Annotated in this window: 19 protein-coding genes; all 19 read right to left on the bottom strand. The window is 31.2% G+C overall.

The window, feature by feature from the left end:
- Nucleotides 1-19: 19 nt before the first annotated feature.
- The 19 genes from ACRHNM_RS09210 to ACRHNM_RS09120 all read right to left on the bottom strand — a co-directional run bounded on the left by ACRHNM_RS09210 (nt 20) and on the right by ACRHNM_RS09120 (nt 20,830).
- Nucleotides 20-1,054 carry a glycosyltransferase family 4 protein gene (locus ACRHNM_RS09210; protein ID WP_431135854.1) on the bottom strand — a complete coding sequence of 345 codons (1,035 nt, stop codon included), beginning with the start codon at nt 1,052-1,054 and terminating at the stop codon, nt 20-22.
- The gene (locus ACRHNM_RS09205; RefSeq protein ID WP_431135853.1) at nt 1,014-2,369 is read right to left on the bottom strand and encodes an O-antigen ligase family protein; all 1,356 of its coding nucleotides are present in this window, start codon (nt 2,367-2,369) and stop codon (nt 1,014-1,016) included. The genes ACRHNM_RS09210 and ACRHNM_RS09205 overlap by 41 nt, the downstream gene beginning before the upstream one ends.
- Nucleotides 2,370-2,454: 85 nt before the next feature.
- Nucleotides 2,455-3,264: a transglutaminase domain-containing protein gene (locus ACRHNM_RS09200; protein WP_431135851.1), complete on the bottom strand. Its 810-nt coding sequence runs from the start codon at nt 3,262-3,264 to the stop codon at nt 2,455-2,457.
- 105 nt (nt 3,265-3,369) lie between these two features.
- Nucleotides 3,370-4,497, bottom strand: coding sequence for a glycosyltransferase (locus ACRHNM_RS09195; protein WP_431135849.1), 1,128 nt, complete (start codon nt 4,495-4,497; stop codon nt 3,370-3,372).
- Entirely contained in the window at nt 4,497-5,597 is a 1,101-nt protein-coding gene (locus ACRHNM_RS09190) for a glycosyltransferase family 4 protein (protein ID WP_431135847.1), read from the bottom strand. The genes ACRHNM_RS09195 and ACRHNM_RS09190 overlap by 1 nt, the downstream gene beginning before the upstream one ends.
- Nucleotides 5,597-6,919 carry a glycosyltransferase family 2 protein gene (locus ACRHNM_RS09185; protein ID WP_431135845.1) on the bottom strand — a complete coding sequence of 441 codons (1,323 nt, stop codon included), beginning with the start codon at nt 6,917-6,919 and terminating at the stop codon, nt 5,597-5,599. The genes ACRHNM_RS09190 and ACRHNM_RS09185 overlap by 1 nt, the downstream gene beginning before the upstream one ends.
- Entirely contained in the window at nt 6,919-7,752 is an 834-nt protein-coding gene (locus ACRHNM_RS09180) for an FkbM family methyltransferase (RefSeq protein ID WP_431135844.1), read from the bottom strand. Before ACRHNM_RS09180 ends, ACRHNM_RS09185 begins: the two co-directional genes overlap by 1 nt.
- A 77-nt stretch (nt 7,753-7,829) precedes the next feature.
- Nucleotides 7,830-8,552: a sulfotransferase family protein gene (locus ACRHNM_RS09175; RefSeq protein ID WP_431135842.1), complete on the bottom strand. Its 723-nt coding sequence runs from the start codon at nt 8,550-8,552 to the stop codon at nt 7,830-7,832.
- Nucleotides 8,553-8,576: 24 nt separating this feature from the next.
- On the bottom strand, nt 8,577-9,269 hold the full coding sequence (locus ACRHNM_RS09170; protein ID WP_431135840.1) for a class I SAM-dependent methyltransferase: 693 nt from the start codon (nt 9,267-9,269) through the stop codon (nt 8,577-8,579).
- Between the two features lie 140 nt (nt 9,270-9,409).
- Complete coding sequence (locus ACRHNM_RS09165) at nt 9,410-10,465, bottom strand: exostosin domain-containing protein (protein ID WP_431135838.1); 1,056 nt, start codon at nt 10,463-10,465, stop codon at nt 9,410-9,412.
- A 49-nt stretch (nt 10,466-10,514) separates the two neighbouring features.
- Nucleotides 10,515-11,699 carry a glycosyltransferase family 4 protein gene (locus ACRHNM_RS09160; protein WP_431135837.1) on the bottom strand — a complete coding sequence of 395 codons (1,185 nt, stop codon included), beginning with the start codon at nt 11,697-11,699 and terminating at the stop codon, nt 10,515-10,517.
- The gene (locus ACRHNM_RS09155; protein ID WP_431135836.1) at nt 11,696-12,877 is read right to left on the bottom strand and encodes a glycosyltransferase family 4 protein; all 1,182 of its coding nucleotides are present in this window, start codon (nt 12,875-12,877) and stop codon (nt 11,696-11,698) included. The genes ACRHNM_RS09160 and ACRHNM_RS09155 overlap by 4 nt, the downstream gene beginning before the upstream one ends.
- Before the next feature lie 58 nt (nt 12,878-12,935).
- On the bottom strand, nt 12,936-13,697 hold the full coding sequence (locus ACRHNM_RS09150; protein WP_431135835.1) for a polysaccharide pyruvyl transferase family protein: 762 nt from the start codon (nt 13,695-13,697) through the stop codon (nt 12,936-12,938).
- A 212-nt stretch (nt 13,698-13,909) separates the two neighbouring features.
- Nucleotides 13,910-14,701 (bottom strand): glycosyltransferase family 2 protein, encoded by a 792-nt coding sequence (locus ACRHNM_RS09145; RefSeq protein ID WP_431135833.1) that lies wholly within the window; start codon nt 14,699-14,701, stop codon nt 13,910-13,912.
- Nucleotides 14,694-15,572, bottom strand: a complete 879-nt coding sequence (locus ACRHNM_RS09140) for a sulfotransferase domain-containing protein (protein ID WP_431135832.1) — start codon at nt 15,570-15,572, stop codon at nt 14,694-14,696. The genes ACRHNM_RS09145 and ACRHNM_RS09140 overlap by 8 nt, the downstream gene beginning before the upstream one ends.
- A complete protein-coding gene (locus ACRHNM_RS09135) occupies nt 15,569-16,486 on the bottom strand; it encodes a glycosyltransferase family 2 protein (RefSeq protein WP_431135830.1) in 918 nt (305 codons plus the stop codon). The genes ACRHNM_RS09140 and ACRHNM_RS09135 overlap by 4 nt, the downstream gene beginning before the upstream one ends.
- The gene (locus ACRHNM_RS09130; protein WP_431135829.1) at nt 16,476-17,612 is read right to left on the bottom strand and encodes a glycosyltransferase; all 1,137 of its coding nucleotides are present in this window, start codon (nt 17,610-17,612) and stop codon (nt 16,476-16,478) included. Before ACRHNM_RS09130 ends, ACRHNM_RS09135 begins: the two co-directional genes overlap by 11 nt.
- Complete coding sequence (asnB, locus tag ACRHNM_RS09125) at nt 17,588-19,444, bottom strand: asparagine synthase (glutamine-hydrolyzing) (protein WP_431135827.1); 1,857 nt, start codon at nt 19,442-19,444, stop codon at nt 17,588-17,590. Before asnB ends, ACRHNM_RS09130 begins: the two co-directional genes overlap by 25 nt.
- Nucleotides 19,445-19,447: 3 nt before the next feature.
- Nucleotides 19,448-20,830 carry an asparagine synthase-related protein gene (locus ACRHNM_RS09120; RefSeq protein WP_431135826.1) on the bottom strand — a complete coding sequence of 461 codons (1,383 nt, stop codon included), beginning with the start codon at nt 20,828-20,830 and terminating at the stop codon, nt 19,448-19,450.
- Nucleotides 20,831-20,861: the final 31 nt, after the last annotated feature.

Genomic DNA, 20,861 nt, shown 5'->3' with positions numbered 1-20,861 from the left:
TATTGATAAATATAACAAGTTAAGATAGATTATCACCTTTATTAGCGTTTAATGCTTTAATCCAAAGTAATTTTACCTGATTCCAATCAAATTTTTCAGCCTTTTTTCTGGCATTTTCAATCAATACTTTCCTTTTTTCAAAATCCTTGATTAGTGAAACAACAGCTGAGTTCATCTCATTAACTTGATTAGGCTCTACTAGGAGTCCGTCAACACCATCTTCAATTAAATATGGTATACCTCCAACATTTGTTGAAACGATAGGCAGTCCTAAGGCCATTGCTTCAATGACACTTACAGGTGTATTATCAAAATTTGTTGTGTTTATAAAGATATTATAATTCTTAGATAAATCTATCCAATCCTTCTTTTCTAATTTACCAGTAAATTTTACAGTTAAATTTAAGCTATTTGCTAGGTTTTCAACATATTGCCGAGAGCCATCGGTATCTGGACCAACCATGCATAATTCTGACTCTGGATATTCTTTTCTTAGAGTATTTAATACTTTCACTGCTAACTCAGGATTATAGATTTTGGAAAATGAGCGTACCCATAACAATCTTGGTGTATCATATTTTTTAAGTAAAAACGGGTAATCATCTATTTTTATAGTATTAGGAATATGCAGAATATTGGCATACCCATAATTTTGAAAAGCGTTTTTAAGAAATCCAGAAGGCGACACATTATATTTTGCATGTTTAAAGATCATTTTACTCATTAAAGGAGATCTTTTTAATCGCTCAGGAAGATTACCTCCATGTAGAATTGGGATATAGTCTAAATTAAGAATTCTACACAGTTGACTAATTATCAATGCATAATAAAAATTTTGAGTGCTGTAGGTATCTATTAATACAACATTTGCTGTGTTTTTATATTTAATACAACTAACACACATGTCTAATAAACGAAAGAATTTATTCGTTTTTGAAGACGCATAAAAAACATTATAACCTTCACTTTCTAACAAATTCCCTAAAATAAGAATCGTAGATACATTAAATTTTTTATTCTTTAATTTGTTTCCTATGTATAGGACGTTTTTCATGAGTCACATTTAAAAGTGCTAAAGCGTAAATAAATGAAGGTGCTGCAATTCGCATAGAAGCGTGGTTTATAGTTGCGAACCAAAACCCTAAAAAGGCATAAAAGTAATAATTCTTTTTATTATTAGACCTAAAATATAATGGCTTAAAAATTAAGATGAGCAATATTATTATTCCAAAAATACCATGTTCCCCAAGCAATCTTCCAACTTCACTATGTGATATATTTCCTTGTCCTTCAAGTTCAATTCGCTGATCTTTAGCTCGACTTGATCCTATACCAAAAAAAGGATTAGATATGAATCCTTTTAATTCATACATAAACAAATCCCCTCTACCTGTAGTTAAATCTTCTTTACTTTGCCCCAAATGGTCTTTATTAGCATATCGCAAATCTATATAGCCATCAGTGTGATTAGAAGAGATAGTCCACGTTATCATCAGGCAGACTATTAGTACCATAAACTGGACCATGATGGAATTTTTTTTAACTATAGAACTATGTCTATAATAGAAAAACAAAAAAGCAAGTATGACAAGAATTGCAGTAATAACTCCTCCTCTACTAAACGTTAGAACAGCTCGATACGATATGAGAGCGAGAATACCCAGATTAAATATTTTAAGCTTTAATGAATTGGATTGGTTAAAAAAAAGGGTAACCATAATAAACATCCCTAGACCTAATGTTATAGAAACCTGATTGGGTCCAAAACCACCAGAAGCTGCTACATTTGAAGCTGTATTTGATAAAGTTTCTTTTATACTCGGTGTATAGAAAAAAACATAAGTGGTATTGGCTATAATGGGCAACACCATAAATAAAAGCATGTTGTTTAACTGTTTAATCGTTACTTTTTTATCGTAGCAAAACAAAGCAGCTATACCTAAACATACTGGTCCACTTAATACAAATGCTATATTCGTTCTAAAATTTGCATCAAAACTCAAAGTCGTGGACGCAACAAAAATAGAAGGTACCAATAGCATCAGATAAATAAAATAAGGATATCCTTTACCTGAGATACCCTTGTAAACCATGCCTAGTAATGAGAAAAAGATGACAATATACTTTCCTGCCTCATAAGAAAGCGAACCTCTGGTCATTCTAAAAAGCACTTCGGCACCAACAAAATAGGCACATGCTTTTAGCACTTCATAGGTTTTTAATTCTTTTTGAATATTAATAATACGAAATAAGAAAACTGCGACAGCCACTAAAAAATAAATTTTAGCTATATCTCTGTTTAAGTATATCAAAAAACCTATGGCTATATGAATACCGACAAGACCTATGTATGTTAAGTTATACTTCAATCAAATTTTCAATTAAAAAGTGGTCTAAATTTACCACATGTAATACAATAAAACCTATTTAGATAAGTTTAAAAGCAAAATCCATTTAAGAAAAAATGTTCTTATAGTTGTCTAATGGAAATTTATAATAATAACTTTTATTTAAAGCATAAAGTATAAAATGTGATACAAAAATAGGAACATAAGGTCTGGAATATTTCAATAAAAAATCATAGGTTTTATTAGAATAATTACAGATTAAAAAAGGAACTATATCAGGATTGAAAAAGTTATTTTCAACATTTGCTTTTGAAATAGCATGTTTTTCATTGAAGGATTTAAAAAAAACTGTTTCTCCTGAACGAAGAAATTGATATAATTCTATCACAGATAAGGGTTCAGCGCTTTTGTTTGAATAAAAAAGTATACTCGCAGAAACATCTATTAACACCCATTTATCTAGCTTTTTACAAAAAACCTCATTAAATGAATGTCCTCCAAAAGATTTATTAAATGGTGCACGCGTAACACCCCATTCTCTTACTTGAATGTCATTTATAATACAAAAGTTATTAAAAACCTGAACCATATCACTACAAACGCCTCCATCACCATTAATCATCATTTTAAGCGCTTTCTCAGAAGGTTCGCTTAAACCTCTTCCTCCTTTTATATTACGATGCATCCAGATTGCAATGTGTTTAACAACTTCTAAGTCTTCTTCGGGTTTTTTTGTTTCAAATATTATATTATTGACTTTCTGGAAATAGGTTGGAATATCATTTTTAGAATTCGTGTCATTATATGTGAAATTTGTAATATCAGACACGTTAGAGTTTTTCGATAACAACTTAAAGCGAGCAATATATAAAAAAGGATGTCTTTTAAAAGTCCAACGTAATTTTTTAAAAATCATGAATTTATCCATACAAATAATTGCGTCTAAAAATATATCTTTTTTTTTATTTAGTCTAGTAAATTAAGTCAATAATCTAAAATATGCATCTGAGTAAATTACACATTATTTTAAGATATCTCTTAGAATTCGGCTCTTATAGTGAGAAAATGTGAATTTTGTAAGAATTTCGTCCTGATTATTTATCATAGTATTATAACCTTCTTCATTTAATTTAATAACCTTTTTAATTTCAATTAATAAATTGTCTACAGTAACTGTATTCAGCAAAAATCCATTTTCTTGATGTTTTAAATAATGTCCAATGGAAGAAATATTTGAAACAATTGGTAAACAACCATAATTCATAGCTTCTGCGATCACTTTCGGAAATCCCTCTGAAGCTGTTGTGGGCATGACAAAAACATGAGACTGTTTGTAAATGGAAAAAACCTCATGTCTTGGCAAAAATCCATGAAAATTAAATAAAACTCCTGTTGTTTTAGCTAAGTTACTAAAATAATTATATTCAAACCCGTCACCAACCATATGAACACAGCCAATCCGTTGTTTTTCCTCATCAGACAATAGTTTAAAAGCATTGATAATACGTTCAACCCCTTTTGGCTTTTCTAATCTACCAACATAACAAAACTGCAGTGATTCTAGTATGCTTTTTTGACTTCTTACGGTTTTTCCTTCTCCTAATTCTTCATCCGTTAAACAAGGGTTTTCAAAAGTATAACAATGCTCAGGTTGTTGATCCCAAGATCCATTAATAGTTACTTTTCTAGATTGATTTAGAAGCATTAAACGTTGTAACCTATAACCAAAAGGCGGGTTTTTCTGATTCCAATTTCCAGCATATTTATACCACCCTTTTTTCTTTATAAAAACTGTTAAATACGGAATTAAATATACAGCAATCCCAGTTGGTGTACGCAATTGAAAACAATCAACTTTTTTTATAGTTTTTGCCACAGTATTAATTACTGATGGAGCTTGTTGTATCGTTTGCCACTTGCTGTAAAGAGTTCTTCCTCCTGAAGGTTTTAAAGCTACAAATTTCACTCGATCTGAAATATATGGCAAGGCACTTGGTGGTGGATTTTCTTGATGCAACATAGCGACGTGATAAATTGTATCAAAAGCATCTAAAAGATAATTAATCTCACTAACGGTTGGTCCCCAACCTACAATTTGTCCTGTCTCAGTTTTATAATGTTCAGTATGCGATATAATTGCAAGTTTCATTAATCTTGTATTACTTTTAAGTACCTATTTACAATATTACTCCACGAATGCTTTTGTGCCCAAAGAATTGATGCTTTTTGATAATTTTCTATCGTGTTCAAAATAGTTTCTAAAGCCTTATTAAATTCCTCAGGATTATCATTAATCAAAACACCTGATTTATAATTATCAATGGCATCTTCAATCCCACATTTTTTTGATCCTATAGCAGGAACTCCTAATGCATTTGCTTCTAAAATAGCAATACCAAAGCCTTCAACGTCTCCTGTTTTAGTTTCAGTGCTCAACATGATGAATACATCTGTATTCTTCAATATATTTTTTAAAGCATCATGATTTACACTTCCGTGAAATGTTACATATTTTGATACACCTAAATCTTCTGCAATATTGCTAAAGTATTCTGCTTCAGTTGGAATCCCTACACAATGATAATGTATTTCTGGAAATTGCTTAACAATCTCTGGTAACAGTTTAATTACATTTAATTGTCCTTTTCTGGAACTGACTCTCCCAACGGTTGTGAGAACTGGTTTTCCTTTTAGATGCATTACATCTGATACATCTTGAGACCATTCTGATAAATTTATACCATTAGGAATTACAATTATGTCACGATTTAATTGAATCAGACTTTTGGTATAATTAGAAACTGCTACAATGCAATCCATTCGTTTTAAAGCCATATCTATAGTTTTTTTTAAGACGAAAGACTTAAAATTCACTTCACTTCCATGGACGACTGCAATCGTTTTAGTTTTAAAAAACAAGCTACAAAATGCAACATTCCATAGAGAAAATTTCCCTGTTGCAATTACTGCAGATGCATTTTTAAAACTTTTAAAAGTAACAAGAATACGCTTCAGATACATTATAAATCGCCAGTTATAACGTTTAATTCTTTTGACAAAAAAAGCTAGTGATTGATCAAACACCTCTTCCTCCGCTCCATCTTCAGAACGTTGATCTGCAATAACCTCAACCGAATGATTAGTTTTGTGTAGATGTAAGGCAAGATTATAAGCGTGATTTCCAATACCTCCTGGTTGTGGTGGAAATTCTGATGTTACAACAACGATATGATGTTTTTTTTGTTTCACTATAAAGTTTCGATTAATGCGCCTTCTTTTATTTTTTTACTTGATAGCCTCCAGGATTTATAAACTTGATAACACACTACTGGCAGTAAAAAAATAGTGCAAAACACACCTAAAAGCAACAAAGGCTTATTCTTTTTTAATCGGTATGGAAAAATTGATAATGGAACATTTCTCAATAAAGCTAATCTTGCTGCTTTGTTTCCAAAATATGTTCTAAAAAAATAAAGGACACTTGGAATAGGTCTGGGAGCAAAATAAGAAGCTGTTCTAAAAGCATCCCAACTTCCCATCTCTCGCAAACCTCCTGTTCCTGCTTTAATATCTATACAAGAAGCAAATGGATTTGAAACACTTTTAATATCTTCTAAAAAGATACGCATTCCGAATTCACCATCTCCCATTCGTTGCTTTTCAAATTGCCTGTCAAAAAGCCCAACCTTTTTAAAAACATCTTTATATAACATCGCATTTCCTGTTGCAAATTGAGATGCTAAAGCAAAAAAAGATCGATTTGTAGGAATCTCACTCCCTTTTGGATAAAAAACTCCTGCTGAAACCTGAGCATCAAAAAATTCTAAGCATTTAAGATGCGAAGAGATCCAGTTCGCTTTTATACGCACATCATCTTCAGACAATGCGATTAGTGACCCTTTAGCATTCCTGATTGCTGTATTTCTTGCTAACCACAGTGCTTTTTCTTCTTGCCGAATAAGATTTATATTTAAATTAAAATTGTTGTAAAATTCTGCTTTAAATGGACTGGATTGATCAACAATAATGACTTCAAAATTTTTATAGTCCTGTCGTTCCAAATCTTCCAGAACATCTTTAAGATACACGTATCTGTTTAAGGTTGGAATAACAACACTAACCTTAGGAGCGCTAACAATCATATTAGCATTAAAGTGATCCCAGCCGTTATTCATGACAGGAATGGTTTCTACTACTCTTTTAGTAGTTCTGGTTTTCCAAAAAGCACTTATTTCACGTACTGGATTGTGGAATGACATCAAACGCAGCATTAATACATAATAAACCCAGGCAGTATTAAAATATTTACGTAAAAAATGATAGTTATCTTGAGCTGATAACTTTTCAAAACTTAAATATGTTTTGGCATTTCCAATATATCCTGACTGAATGCTTTGCCAAGATAAATCATATTCAGTTGCTTTTTTAGATTGAAAATTTAAATCTGGTTTTAGTTTTAAAAAAAGATCTTCTGGCAACTTATCAACGATTGGAAAAACAGATGTTCCATTTTTTTTAAAATGTTGAAAATAATGTGTTGGTTGAAGATATTTTAAAAAATGAAACAACATTAAATGGATTTTGGAAGCGGATTATTTTGGGCTATTCCCTTTAAGTATATAGGATAATCTTTTTCTTTTGGTAATAGTAACAAATGACATTTGCCTCTGTTTTTAATAGTTTCAGCTGTTTGTAGTTGTTCTCCTGTTTTGAGATACCAAGCTTTATAATCCATTTCTGCACACCAGTCTAGCATCATTTGACCTGCTGCTTCCATACCAAGATTTTCTACATTGTGCATCTCAATAAAAAAACTACATTTTGAACTATTTGCTAGTTTTTTTGCGGCTTGCATAACTAATGTTTCAGCACCTTCTACATCTATCTTAACTAAATCTGGCTCAACACCATATAAGGAATACAAATAATCTAGAGTCACTGTTTTTACTTCCATAAAAGAATTTACAGAAGCAGCTGTTTCTGCATGAGAGGCATACATACTTCCTGCAGCTCCAGATCCAATCGTATAAAACTTGATAGTATCATCTAGTTTATCACCTACAAATGCGGTAATGTATTGCGTTCTATTTCCTAAACCATTATTAATTATATTGGTTGCTGCCTTTTGTAAGGCTTCAGGATTTGGATCAACCAATACCATTTGTTTGTTAGGGTCTTGAATTAATGCTAACAAAGCTGTATATCCAATATTACAACCAATATCATAAATAACATTGTGATGTTTTGCCAGATAAAACCACCATGCATCATCTTGATCAGGGTTTTCACGCGTTGTGTTTTTTATGAGAACTAAAGGAACACCACATAAAGTAACCTTAGAGAATTTAGTGCTTTTACCTCTAAAAACGTATAACAGTCCTTTGATTGTTTTTTTAAGATTCATTTCTTTAATCTTAGTTTTAATTTTTAATGACTTATATTAATCATAATTAGTTAATAACTTGAAGCAATATAAATGAGTTACATTACAATTTTTCTAATCCTTTTTAACTGGTCAAGGTTTAATTTACTTTTCCATTTATCCAGAGATTCTGTTTTGAACGTTTCTATTGTGAATGCATTAGAGATATTTAAAAACAGAGAAACATCTTCAAGTATTTTATCAGGATGAGATAAAAAGTCATCATATTTCAACACATACACCTGTTGTGGATATTTTTTTTGCAAACGAAAAATCTCATCATAATGAGATTTCCAGCGTAAAGCACATTTTTCTTCTAGCGAATAGGTTTCAAATTCTGTAACATTTGATGAATTGATACCTAAAAACCTATTAATTTTATTTTGAGGCAACTTATTATACCAGGTTTTCACGCCTTTATGCTCTAACATACTACTAACTGTAGGTTCGAGATCACGATAAACAAAAATAAATTTAGAGGTCTTGAATCCTTTAGATAAAAAATCTACTAACCATAACGAAGGGTGTGATTTCTCCAACACATGATTTGAAGACTCTTTTAAAACTTTAGCGAGTCTAAATTTAAGTAGTATTTTAAATAAAAATGTTTTTAATATAAAAGCTATATCTTGAGTTGTAGCTATTCTTGTTATTAATCCAAAAGTATAAGGTTCTTCTATTCGAGCAGTAATTTCTGGATGGCTTGAAATTGATCTTCCGACAAGATGTGTTCCTGATCTTCCTGTTCCTGAAATAAAAATTAACTGTTTTTGGTTGACCATAAATTAATACGCTTCAATTGACATTTATTTGTAAACTACAGCCACCAAATGCGCTGTTTTAATTGGTGAGTTCTCAACTCCTTTAGATTGAATTTTATTAATAAAATTCCCCATTAAAGTTCGTAAAATTAGCAAAGGTTGTTTCAGTTTAAAGCTTCTCAAGCCCCAAACACGATATTTCCCTGTTTTTACAGCATAATGCACTTCAACCCTTTGAAAATACTTTTCTAATAAATCTTGTAATTCTTGTCTTTTATAATGTCTAATATGATCTGGGTTCTTGTTAGGACCTTCGTTTTTTATATAATCACCATTAGGTGTTGTAAAATAAGCCCAACCTCCTTCTTTTATAACTTTAGCTATATTTTGAATAAACAAGTCGTCTTCTGGAACATGTTCAATAACTTCAACACAAACTACAGCGTCATAAGATGCTTCAGGCAGAGTAGATTGCGTCATGTCTTCAATAATAATATTAGTTATATTAGAGCGTTTTTTTTTAACCTCTGTCAGAAGTGTATTGGTAAAACCTAAATTTAATTTTTGTTTATCTCCACTTTCTTGCGGTACATCCAGTAAAACTATATTTGCTGGAAGGTTTATTGTATAAGGCGATTTACGACCACCAACATCTAAAATGGTTGTCCTTTCAGTTTTTGCATTCGTTTTTAAAAGTCTTTTAATATCATTCCTTACTGTAACTAAATGAGTTGTCATGATAGGAAAAGTTATCCAGCGCATGAATTCGTAATTTGTCATAAAAGGTTCTTGTACAATACGGTTATTAACTATGCAATAATAACACATAATATATTAAACTGTAAAACATTTATAAGAATATGTATATAAACAACAGATCAGTTCGTAATTGTTTTTTTTCTTATGTACTCAAAAATGCCTACAATTGAAAGTGAATTTTCCCAAAGTAACCTGTTAGAGTGTTGTAGCTCATTAAATTCCTGATGATTTAAGTTGTTATGGAAATCAGAAACGATTTTAGAAATTTCATGTCGTCTTTTCCAAGGAACCCAAACTAAATGTTTTTTCCAGTTTAATTCTTCTTCAAATGGTAACAGACAATTAGTATCTACAAATACTGGAATTCTACCCATCATTAAGGTTTCATATAAACGTACAGAGAAATTTCCTGCTCCTCTAACGCATAATATGTAATCTGACTCTCTAATATTTTCATAATACTCTTTATTTGTTTGCTTGCGTACTTTTTTTGTATTTGCACCTGCTCTGTATTCATTTCTATAAATAAAATTAGTTTTTATTAATGAAGAATTTTCTAAGGTTTTAAGCAATTTAAATCGCTCGTACGCAGAGGAAAATAGAGGTTCGTAGCTTGCGTTAAATGGATTTTTAATGAATCGCAGCACGTTTTTCTTTACAAAACCAAGTTTATCTTTCCATTTCTTTTTAGCAGATAAATTAGCATGTCCGCAAAACCCAATAGTTGGTAATTTTTGTTTAGCTCTTATTTCAAAAGCCTTTCCTTCGTAAAGACTGTTGTAAATATCTGACAAAGCAACTGGTAACCCAATATTGTTTTTAGGCAGCTGTCCTTTAAAACCTCCAACCCGAAAATACATCAGACGATCAAAAAAGGGAAAAATAGTGCTACAATCTCCAATGATAAAACCATAACATAATAAGTTATGTTGTTTGCATAATTCATCGGTTTGTTGTAGTTCTTTTTTTTGATAATAATTGATAGGCTTTGGCAAAAACATTACCTGAGCATCAGAAATATTATTTGTATAGTTGTAAGTTGTATTTATACCCCAACTTTTTTTAAGATCTGTATCATTTCCCCAAGCTGATCCTAAAAAAAATGGTCGTGTAGCAATGAACAAATGCCTTTTTTCTACAGTATTAAAATCTATATCAGGAATGTATATATTCATATTTGAGGCAGTGTTGGGCTGTAAATATATTGATTTTTATAGCTTTTTTTTAATCTTCTGAGTAGAACTTAACAAAGCTTTGCTGTTGCTGTTTTAAGTGAAATTCCTTTTCAATCCTGTTTATGGCATTTTCTTGAATCTTTTGCTGGTCGATGAAAGTCATATCTATTACTTTTTGAATCGTATTGGCTAAAGCTCTAGGGTTTCTTTTTGGAACAACCCATCCTGTTTTAGTATCTAATACATTTTCCCTAAGTCCACCAGCATCAGATACTACACATAGCAATCCTGAGGCTTGAGCTTCTAAAACAGCATTTCCAAATCCTTCCTGAATACTATATTGAATGTAAATATCTGCTTGTTGTAACTCTTTTTTGACGTTTTCTGGTGAAGTTTTTCCTTTAAAAACAACCTGATCTTTAATCGCTAATTGATGTGCTGCAAAAATCAACCTTTCATATTCTTCTCCTTCGCCTATAATGGTGTATTTAAAATCTAAACCTTCTTTTTTTAGCAAAGACAGCGCTTCTAAGGTATATTCTAATCCCTTTACCCAATGTAATCTGGCAATTGTCAGTATTTCAACTCTTTGATTAATGGGTGTGTTTTCTTTAGGCTGGAAAAAACTTACATCTATAGCTGGAGTAATAACTTTTATCTTAGAATTAGTTATCCCTTTTTGATTAAGCATGTTTTTCATTTGATTAGACAACACATGATAATATACTTTTTTTGTGAATAAAAGTTCATAACACGCTTTATGCTTTAATGGAGACAAGTACAAATCAAAACCTCTAAAACTTACAGCCATTTTGGCACCTATTGCCTGAGCTATATTTTCTCTATTTACAGCTAACATACCAAAGCCATAATGTAACCAATCTAGTTTATTTGAAAGCAAAAACTGATTTAGAAGCAGATGTTTAATTCGTTTTTTCAAAGGCACTCCGTCTTTTTGATCCAATTTGTATAATGAATAGCTCGCCTTGGAATTTATAAAAACTGCTTTTAAAAAAGAGTGTATTGTTTGTTTTAATTTTAGGATTAACCCTCTGTTAAAGTTAGGTCCAGTAACAATCTCACAAGGAAATTCAATATTTTTAGTTTGATTTTGATCTACAAATAGTATGACTTCAAAACCACTTTCTTGCAATCCTTTAATTTTATTCCTGAAAAAAGTTTCCGAATAACCAGGCACATCAGACAATACTAACCCTAAACGCTTTTTTCTCATCTCATATCGCCTTTTAATGTGTCACTATACATTTCAAGCATTCCGTTTATCATTTGTTCTTCAGTATGTTGCTTTGTAATGGTTTCTTTTGCACGATTTAGTATCTGGTTTTTATGTTCCTCTGGCAGATTTATAATGCTCTTAATTTGTTCAGCAATAGAATTTGGGTTACGGATAGAACATACAAAACCATTTATTTTATTTTCCACAACTTCTTCCATACCACCACAATTGGTCGTTAGCACTAAAGTTCCTGAAGCCATTGCTTCTAATACCACATTAGCAATACCTTCTTCAACACTAGGTAATAAAAACACGCTTGCTTCTTTTAATATTCTTTTGACTTCGTCGAGTGATTGTGAACCTAATAAAATCACATCTTTTTCTAAGCCAAGGTCTTTTATTTGATATAAGAGTTCTAAATATCCTTTGGCTCCTACAATTGTATAGGTAAAAGGTATATTACTTTTTTTAAGTATGCTACAAGCGTCTAACGCATAGTTATAGCCTTTTTTCCAATGTGGTCTTCCGATAGAAACAATATTAAAATTTGATTCGTTTCTTTTAGAAGAAAAATCAAAGGTTTTTAAATTTAATCCACTGTAAACGACTTTTATTTTCTCAGGTTGAGCTTTATATTTTTCAGCCTCATATGCAATAGCTTTTGAAACTGCATGAAAGCCATCAACTTTAGGAAAATAGTTACGATATAAATTTGCAAGACCTCTATCTGCTATTGGTGAATAATTAATATGAGCACCTCTCAAACTCAATATTAGTTTGATATTAAACTCTTGGACCCACGACCAATACTCAAGATTTTTTGCCCATTGAATGTGAAAAATATCTGGCTTATACCACAAAACAGGATAGCATTTCGTTTTATCTAATAAGGCATTTTGAGATTTTGATCTTAGTATAGCATCTAATTTTTGCTTCTCCTTTGGTTTGAATAAGACTAAAAGCAAACTGTATTTTAAAAGATGTAAACTCTTATAAAACTTAGTGTTTTTGTATGAGACTACTTTTACAAATGCGTTATATTTTACATTATGTTTACGAAACCCAAAAAGATAAATTTGATATCCTTTGGTTGACAAACCTAAAATAAGCCGCTCAATAAATGTAGTACTTGGGATGCTCCCTGAGTAAACAGCTATTTTGGTTTTTGTTTTCAATGGTGTAATAAATATTAACTAATGTTGCTTAAAGTAAGCGTATGACAAGTATGCAAAATTAAAGTTTAGATAGCACATTTTTATACACACTCAACATTTCATTTTGTTTTTTTTGAACATATGACGCATTAAACCTCAATTTACATTGAGCAACGATATCGTTTACTGATTGATTACTATAACTTATAAACTCGTGATTTGAATCCATACCTAAATAATAATCTTTAAACTTATGATTTCCTCCTATCAACTTATCACCAAAGCGTATATGTATGTTTGGGATGCCATACGAATCTGCAAATATAAGTCCGTGTAAAGATGAAGATGCTATGTAGTCACATTCTTGAATCTCTAGTGCAACATCCTTAGCAGATTGTCTTGCGCTAATAATTTTCACTTGCCCTTCGAAGTTAAGCTTTTTAACATCTTCATAATCTACACAATGAGGTAAAATTCCTAACCTGTATTTTTTATTTACTCTTTTAGGAAAAACAACAGATGCTAAAATCCCTGGATCACCAAAAAGACATTTTTCTGTATAACCACATTGCGCTTTACTTAACGGACCTCTAATGATTTTAACTTTCCAATTACTACCAGATCGATTAAAGCGCTCATGAATAAACCCACTACCCATGACAAATCCTGAAAAATCTTGATGATACATTTGCAAAATAGATCCCGTTAAAGACATACTACTTTTTTTGTAATCATCGACATACACTAATTTATAGCCTAAAAAATTCAATAAATCAGAACTAAAAAGATCTCCGAAATTATGAACTCGAGCATAATGCGATTCTATAAAAGGAATATTCAAAAGCTTGTAATAATATTTTACTACTTTATCACCGATTATCAGGATGCTATTACGAAGCTTTCGATAAGCTATTCTCAAAAAAGTAATTCCGCGTAATTGTTGGCGTAAGCCCATAAGTAAGTATAAATGGAGTTCTAGCTTTAATTGAAGGTAAAAATAGTATTTTTATTTCGAAAAGTGTCTCTAAATAGCAAAACACTTAACATTTACAATTAAGACTTTCTCTTATTTTTATAAGTGTTTTTATAAGTGCATAGCTTCCTATTGTTAGGTTGATATAAGATCCATTCTAGATGTTGACGCAAAGCTCTCGCAAATCTCCAAAATTTTCGTTTTAAACCAAGCTTTTGCTTAACAGGTTTTGTGACCATAACTGAAGAAGAATCATTATTGGCATCAAAATAATTCCTATCTGCAATACCAATTTTAGAGGTGCTTTTTAAAACTCTAATTGCAAACTCAGTTTCTCCATAAGGACCACTGGTATTTTCTAAATAATAATTATGTTTTTCAAAAAAAGCTGGAGTTGTCAAAAAGGGATTATCACTGTATTGAAAGGTATTGATGTTAAAGTTTTTAAATGAAAACTTCGGGATTTCAAAGATATGTGTCGTTATTGGAATTAAATGATTAAACACATAATTAGCACGAAATCTTATCATATCTAATGCTCCAGAATTTAACAATTCTATACTCTCAGGTAACAGATTTAAAAACTCTGGCCTGATGATAAAGTCTTCTTGAACATACAAAATGTAATCTCCTTGACAGGCTTTAATTCCTTTATTTAAATTTGAAGCTAAACCTTGATTTACTGGAGCAGTAACTAATGTATTTATTGGCAACTTTTGAAGTTGTTTTAAATTGTCTGGAGTACTGCAATCATCACTTACCACCAATTCTACAGGCAGAGGAAACTTTAAGCTTTGAATAGCTGAAATACAAATGGCTAATGCTTCAGGTCTGTTGTAGTGAGTTACTAGAATGCTTAACATATTACTCATTCTCTTGCCATTGTTTTACAAAGTTTAATTTAAATGCATTAATCAGCTTTTCATTGTGTGCCTCGTAATGATGTTTCAACATTGTATATTCTTTCCTAGTTATGTCAGGTTTTCGTAAAAATATTTCTTTTAATTTTAATTTGATGAATTTTGGAATATATGCTGAAAGAAAAGAACTTTTCTTTTTATAGTTCTTAGCCTTATTTTTTTTAATATCACTTTCAAAATTAGATATTTTCACATTTAAAAATCTACTTAAAACAATACCCAGTTCTACTTTATTTGATAATTGTTTGAAATCTAAAATCAATATATTTTTTGAATCAAAATACTTTGCAAATCTCTTTATTTGTTCATAATAATAACCTGATTCTAAAATGGTATGAGCATCTGCATAAGCCATGCGACTTTGGTACGATTTTTTTTGAACGAATGCATAATATGCTTCAGAGGATATATCCATAAAACTTCCTTCTTTTTTAATGGATTTCAATTCGTTATTAATAGACTTGGTAAATGAGGTTTTAATAACACCTCGAGAATACCACATCCACCAATGAGAATAAGCTCTATCTATGGGATTTCTTAAAATGAAGATCAATTTTGCATCAGAGTTGTAATCATATAAAGCTTTAGGGATCCATGAAAAAAACATGGTTCGATGTCTGGAGTCTAACTGGTATTTTTGATTGTTGTAACCTTTAAAATATTTAGACTGATAAGAGGCTTCATCTCTTAATTCTTGAGGTAATTCAAAAAAATAGGGCTCTTTGGGATTTGAACCAAAAATGTCTTCTTGTTGGGATAAAAAATCATGTAGGTACGTTGTTCCTGACTTACAAGCTCCTGCTATAAAAAGGTTGGTTTTCATTTTTTTATCTTTTTACGTAAGCGATAAAAAAGCTTCTTTATAAACCTCTTATCATTCCAATACCAAAGAGACATCATAATCGCTTTCACATAAAAAACAATACCATAAGAATTAGATAGTTCTAATAGTTTTTGTGTTTGCTTGGCGTAAAAGTAATCTTCCTTTTTAACAATATTTGGAAATTCATAATAAAAAGATCTAATCAATTCATTAGCCGCATTAAACTGTTTCTTTTTGTTTGAAGTTACTGAATTTCGATTAGCTGTTCTATCGATTCTCACCAGAACTTCATGCATACCATATATTTTAGACACCAGAGAAAATCTTAAAATATAAGACCAGTCCACACTTACACTAGGATAATGCTGCGAAAAATATAAGCCGTTACTTACATGAACCTGTTTTCTAAACATCAAACAACTATTTACAACTTTAATTTGTTTTCTGTAGTTTAATAAAAACATATCTTCACCTTCAGGATATTGCTCTCCATTAATTAAAAGACCTGGAAACTTGGTTATATTTTCGCCATCGTAAAACTCTGCTATTCCTGAAACCATACCAACATCTATTCGTGATTTCAAAATTTCTACTTGAGTTTGTAATCGATTTGGATAGTAATAATCATCTTGCTCGGCAATAGCTATAAAATCTCCTTGAGATGCAAACACTAACCGGTTCATCGTAGGACCTAAACCTCTATTTATTGGGTTTTTAAGAAGCGTTAGTTGTTTAAACTTACTTTCAAAAGCATTTATAAGTGCTTCAGATCCATCAAAAGTTCCGTCGATACAAGCAATGACCTCAAAGTTTTGGAAAGTTTGTTTTGCTAAACTTTCTAAAGTTACTTTAAGGGTTTTTTCACCATTATAAATGGGAATAACGACACTTACCTCAATAGATTCAGGATTCATATAATTTTAAATATAGTTGTTCACAACGTTTAACCTCTAATTCTATTGGGTAATTTTTTAATACATGTGTTCTAAATTCTTCTCCAATACTACTGTGTTGTGCTTTTGACAGATCAAAATTAGCATTTAAAGCAGATGCCCAAACGTCTGTGTTTCCTGCTTCTACTAAATGTTTTTTAAAATGAGCGAGTTGATCATTAATACCTGAAACATTTGAAGCTAATACATTTTTACCTGCTGCCATAGCTTCTAAAAGCGACACAGGTGACCCTTCTTTTCTACCTTCATTTAGAGTTGGCAATACTACCATTTCTGCTATACTTAAATAATCTACAATATGTTCTTGTTTTCCGCAGAATATAACTTCTTTATTTAAGTTTAATTGTTTTTGGAGTTCTACCATTTTCTTTCCGTAGTCATTGTTATAATCTCCAACGAGTAGCAATTTCCAATTAGGATGTTTCGTAACGGTTTTTGCAAAAGCCTTTAAAAGAATTTCTATTCCTTTCACAGGAACCATATTGGCAACACACATGAACACTCTGTCTTCAGGTAAAATATTCCATTGTTTTCTAATAAGCTCATTTGCGGGTAAAGGTTTGAATATTGTGGTATCTACACCTCTCGGAATTAAAGTTGCTTTTTTACTATGATTGAAAAACTGACGCATCATGTCTGTATTTTGAACTGATATCGCATCAGCCAAGCGTGTTCTTAAATTCCATGAATTCTTAGAAGAACCTCCCCAACTCATATTTTTTTTTGTATATATCCACTTTATTCCTGCCATTTTAGCTGATAATGCTTCAGAATAATCTGCTGCATAATGAAAACTATGAATGATATCTGGCTGAATTTTTTTAAGCATTCTACTTATTGCATAACAATTTAATAATCCTCTGTAATAAGGTTTCATTGTAGTTGTATATTGCAATATATGTACGGGAATACCGCTATTTTCAACTACTTTGAAAAAAGAACCTCTATTGTGAAAACAAGCAATATGAACTTCAAATTGCTCAGGGTTTAATCGTTTTGCAACATGTAACAGTGCTTTACCACTTCCAGCTGTATCAAAATTAGGTATGGTATATAGTATTTTTATTCGATTTGTTGTTGATGCCATTTTGCTAAGGAATACAGGGTAAACAACTCCCACTTACAGTCTCTTTTTCCAGTTTGATGCATATTCCAGATACGATTTAATTCTGTTTCTGAAAGCTGAAAGGTATCGATAAAATTTTTATCAAACAAGCACTGTTTAACGGGTTCTTTAAGGTCTTTTCTAAGCCAGGCAGTTAATGGAATAGAAAATCCTTTTTTAACATGACTTATAGGTGTTCCTGGTATTAACTTACCTAATAAGCGCTTTAATACTAATTTCTTTTCATTATTTTTAAAAGCTAGTTCAGGATCAATTTTTAATGCTGCTTCAATCATAGACTTTTTTAAAAAAGGTACTCGAACTTCCATGGCATTTGCCATACTCATCCTGTCTACTTTAATAAGTGTTTTTTGCATCATATCGTAATACTCTGCTTTACGCATAGCATGTAATAATTCTTTATCAGATAACTCATTTTTATAATTATAATATGGTAAATTTATATTTGGAATAGATTTTAAATTTGGAAACAAAGCATTTAAGTGTTCATCACTAAATCTAGAATGTAAACCTTGATGCGCCTGAGCTAAATCTTCTTGTAACAGTACCTCATTAATATGCTTTTTATGAAACAAAATCTTATCAAGCCCATAAGCCAGATAACGTAAAGATTTAGGCAGTTTAAACCATTTTTTGTTTTTAGAAACGGATTCAAATCTTTGATAACCAAAAAACAGCTCATCACCTCCATCACCAGACAACATCACTGTTCCCATTTTTTTTGCATTATGACATAGCAAATAGGTAGGAATTAAAGAAAAGTCGGCAAAAGGCTCTTTTAAATGTTCCATGCTATCTTCTAAAACATCCATAGCAGATGTAGCATTCATTTTATCAAGTCGAAACTTACAACCAATTTTTTTTGCATAAGCTGTGGCAATCTCCGATTCATCATGTTTACTGCTATCACTACCTATGGAATAAGATTGTATATCTTCATCCTTTTGTTTAGCTAAATACGTTATCAAAGGAGAATCTATACCTCCAGACAGAAAGGTACCTAATTGTACATCGGAAACCATTTGCGCATGTACCGAAGCTGTTAATTCTTTTTCTATGTGATTGATAGCAGTATTTTCACTTGTTATTAAAGTTGTATCATTCAAATCTGGGAGTTCCCAATACAAACGTTTATGCACAGAACCATCTGACAAAAAACTTACTATTTCTCCTGGTCGAAGCTGAAATGTTTTATTTATAATTCCGTAAGGAGCTGGCATGTAATGTCGTTTTAAATACAAGCGCAAAACAGCATTATCAATTCCATTATTTTTGTTTAAATCGTGCTTACTCACTTGATCATAACGACTCCCAAAAACTAGGTCTCCATCATCAAAACTATAAAACAAAGGCTTTATACCTGCAAAATCTCTTACTAAATCTACTTGCTTTTTTGTAATATCGTAAACCGCAAAAGCGTACATACCATCCAGTTTGTTTAAGGTATCTGTTAAACCGTAATAAGCTATTGTATTTACTAAAACTTCTGAATCTGTTTCTGTATGAAAAGGAATATTTTTCTTTAATAAATCAGTTTTTAGTTCTTGAAAATTATAAATCTCGCCATTAAATACAATAACATGTTTTTCATCATAAGACAACATGGGCTGATTGCCTCTTTCAGACAAGTCGAGAATAGACAATCTTCTAAAACCCAACTGACAATCGGTATCGTTTGTCCAATACCCAGACATATCAGGACCTCGTGAACTATTTAAGTCATTCTGCTTTAAAAATGCCGATTTAGGTGACAATTTGGATTTTTTAAAAAACTCTCCGTATATACCACACATACTTTACAGGTTATTTTGTTTTTGAAACAAGGCTAAAGTTAGTAACATACTTAAAGGATGTGCATAAACAATAGGATTATCATTTTTAAACTGACTATAAAAATATGACGTAACTTCCTCAGGAACAAAAGATGCAAAGCTATCAGAAAATAAAAATGTTCGCAATTGATTGTCATTCTCTTTTCCTAAAAATTGTAATTCCCAGTTACGCTGTATCAATGGTTTCCCCATTATACTGGAAATTTCTCTCGAAACTTTATTAGCAACTCTAGAGGGCAGATTATAAGGTGATTTATTGTAATTATAATTCAATAAATTAAATGGCTTATTGGCATGCCAGGTGACTCTTGCCAAGGCTTTATGTTGCTTAATGTGAGCTATTTGCAATTGTCTATCTGCCAAATATTTTTCAGGAACAGTACATATAAACTTACACATACGGTTATCATAATAAGGTAATGTAATGGGTTTGGCAGCCTCAAACACGCTTAAATTTGTAGTCGTCCATCTATGTGCCCATTGCGAAGTTTTAAAAGCTCGTACTTTAGCACTTATATTATCTATTTTTATTTTTGAAACTGCGTCTTCTACACGAGTTACCAAATATTCATTAAAATCACCTTCAAGTCCCCATGTTTTCCATAATTTTTCAGCAAGTTCAACGCCCTTCGCTTTTACCATTTTTTTTAGCAAAAAAGACACAATGGAATTTTCTGTAATAGTATCAGGAGCTCCTTTATCGAATAACACATCTCCCCAATGTCCCAATGACATTACACCTTGCATGTTAGACAACTGTTTAAAAACAGCCATTTGTCTGGCATGAGTAAATTCTGAATAACATTTATTTATGGTTCCTAAATCTTCAATGACGTCCCACAAATAACCTTTTGAGATGAAAAATTCTTGAAAATTAAACCCACAAATTTCTGCAATATTTTTACTTATTTTATGTTCAGGATAGCCATTTTGAAAGGAATAACTATAAGCTGAAACTGGATTATTCATTTTAGATAGTACTAAGGCTTGGCTTCTACTGTCTAATCCACCAGAAAGAGGTAACACCACAGGATTATCTTTTACTTGTTCATGAATAATGTCTGTTAATAACGTAACATATTCTTCTAGTACTTGATCAAATGTTAAATCTCTCGGACTATAATGCCATTCAAACCAAGGTTTACTGTTTAAAAAGAAACCATTATCATCTATCTCGTGTTTTGAAGCTGGCTGCAAGCATATTTCGTCTTCCCAGTACGAATCCTGATCCAGAAAAAACCCTGTAGCAACAAACACACAAATTGCTTTATGGTTTAATGTATGTGTCTTGTTTAATTTAACAAAGGTTTGTTTGTCTGGTATTATAGATGTTGTCAAGGTTGTCATATAAAGTATGAGTTTCTATTTAAAAATAATT

The sequence above is a fragment of the Psychroserpens mesophilus genome (assembly GCF_050617655.1).
GTDB classification, from domain to species: domain Bacteria; phylum Bacteroidota; class Bacteroidia; order Flavobacteriales; family Flavobacteriaceae; genus Psychroserpens; species Psychroserpens mesophilus_A.
The sequence above is the reverse complement of the archived record's forward strand: the minus strand, read 5'-3'. Positions and strand labels throughout refer to the sequence as shown.

Excerpts from the sequence above, each read along its gene's own strand:
- ACRHNM_RS09160 (WP_431135837.1), bottom strand. The coding sequence starts at position 11,699 with ATGAGAAAAAAGCGTTTAGGGTTAGTATTGTCTGATGTGCCTGGTTAT.
- ACRHNM_RS09195 (WP_431135849.1), bottom strand. The coding sequence starts at position 4,497 with ATGAAACTTGCAATTATATCGCATACTGAACATTATAAAACTGAGACA.
- ACRHNM_RS09130 (WP_431135829.1), bottom strand. The coding sequence starts at position 17,612 with ATGGCATCAACAACAAATCGAATAAAAATACTATATACCATACCTAAT.
- ACRHNM_RS09185 (WP_431135845.1), bottom strand. The coding sequence starts at position 6,919 with ATGTTGTTTCATTTTTTAAAATATCTTCAACCAACACATTATTTTCAA.
- asnB (WP_431135827.1), bottom strand. The coding sequence starts at position 19,444 with ATGTGTGGTATATACGGAGAGTTTTTTAAAAAATCCAAATTGTCACCT.
- ACRHNM_RS09180 (WP_431135844.1), bottom strand. The coding sequence starts at position 7,752 with ATGAATCTTAAAAAAACAATCAAAGGACTGTTATACGTTTTTAGAGGT.
- ACRHNM_RS09120 (WP_431135826.1), bottom strand. The coding sequence starts at position 20,830 with ATGACAACCTTGACAACATCTATAATACCAGACAAACAAACCTTTGTT.
- ACRHNM_RS09135 (WP_431135830.1), bottom strand. The coding sequence starts at position 16,486 with ATGAATCCTGAATCTATTGAGGTAAGTGTCGTTATTCCCATTTATAAT.
- ACRHNM_RS09200 (WP_431135851.1), bottom strand. The coding sequence starts at position 3,264 with ATGATTTTTAAAAAATTACGTTGGACTTTTAAAAGACATCCTTTTTTA.
- ACRHNM_RS09175 (WP_431135842.1), bottom strand. The coding sequence starts at position 8,552 with ATGGTCAACCAAAAACAGTTAATTTTTATTTCAGGAACAGGAAGATCA.
- ACRHNM_RS09140 (WP_431135832.1), bottom strand. The coding sequence starts at position 15,572 with ATGAAAACCAACCTTTTTATAGCAGGAGCTTGTAAGTCAGGAACAACG.
- ACRHNM_RS09170 (WP_431135840.1), bottom strand. The coding sequence starts at position 9,269 with ATGACAACTCATTTAGTTACAGTAAGGAATGATATTAAAAGACTTTTA.
- ACRHNM_RS09145 (WP_431135833.1), bottom strand. The coding sequence starts at position 14,701 with ATGAGTAATATGTTAAGCATTCTAGTAACTCACTACAACAGACCTGAA.
- ACRHNM_RS09210 (WP_431135854.1), bottom strand. The coding sequence starts at position 1,054 with ATGAAAAACGTCCTATACATAGGAAACAAATTAAAGAATAAAAAATTT.
- ACRHNM_RS09165 (WP_431135838.1), bottom strand. The coding sequence starts at position 10,465 with ATGAATATATACATTCCTGATATAGATTTTAATACTGTAGAAAAAAGG.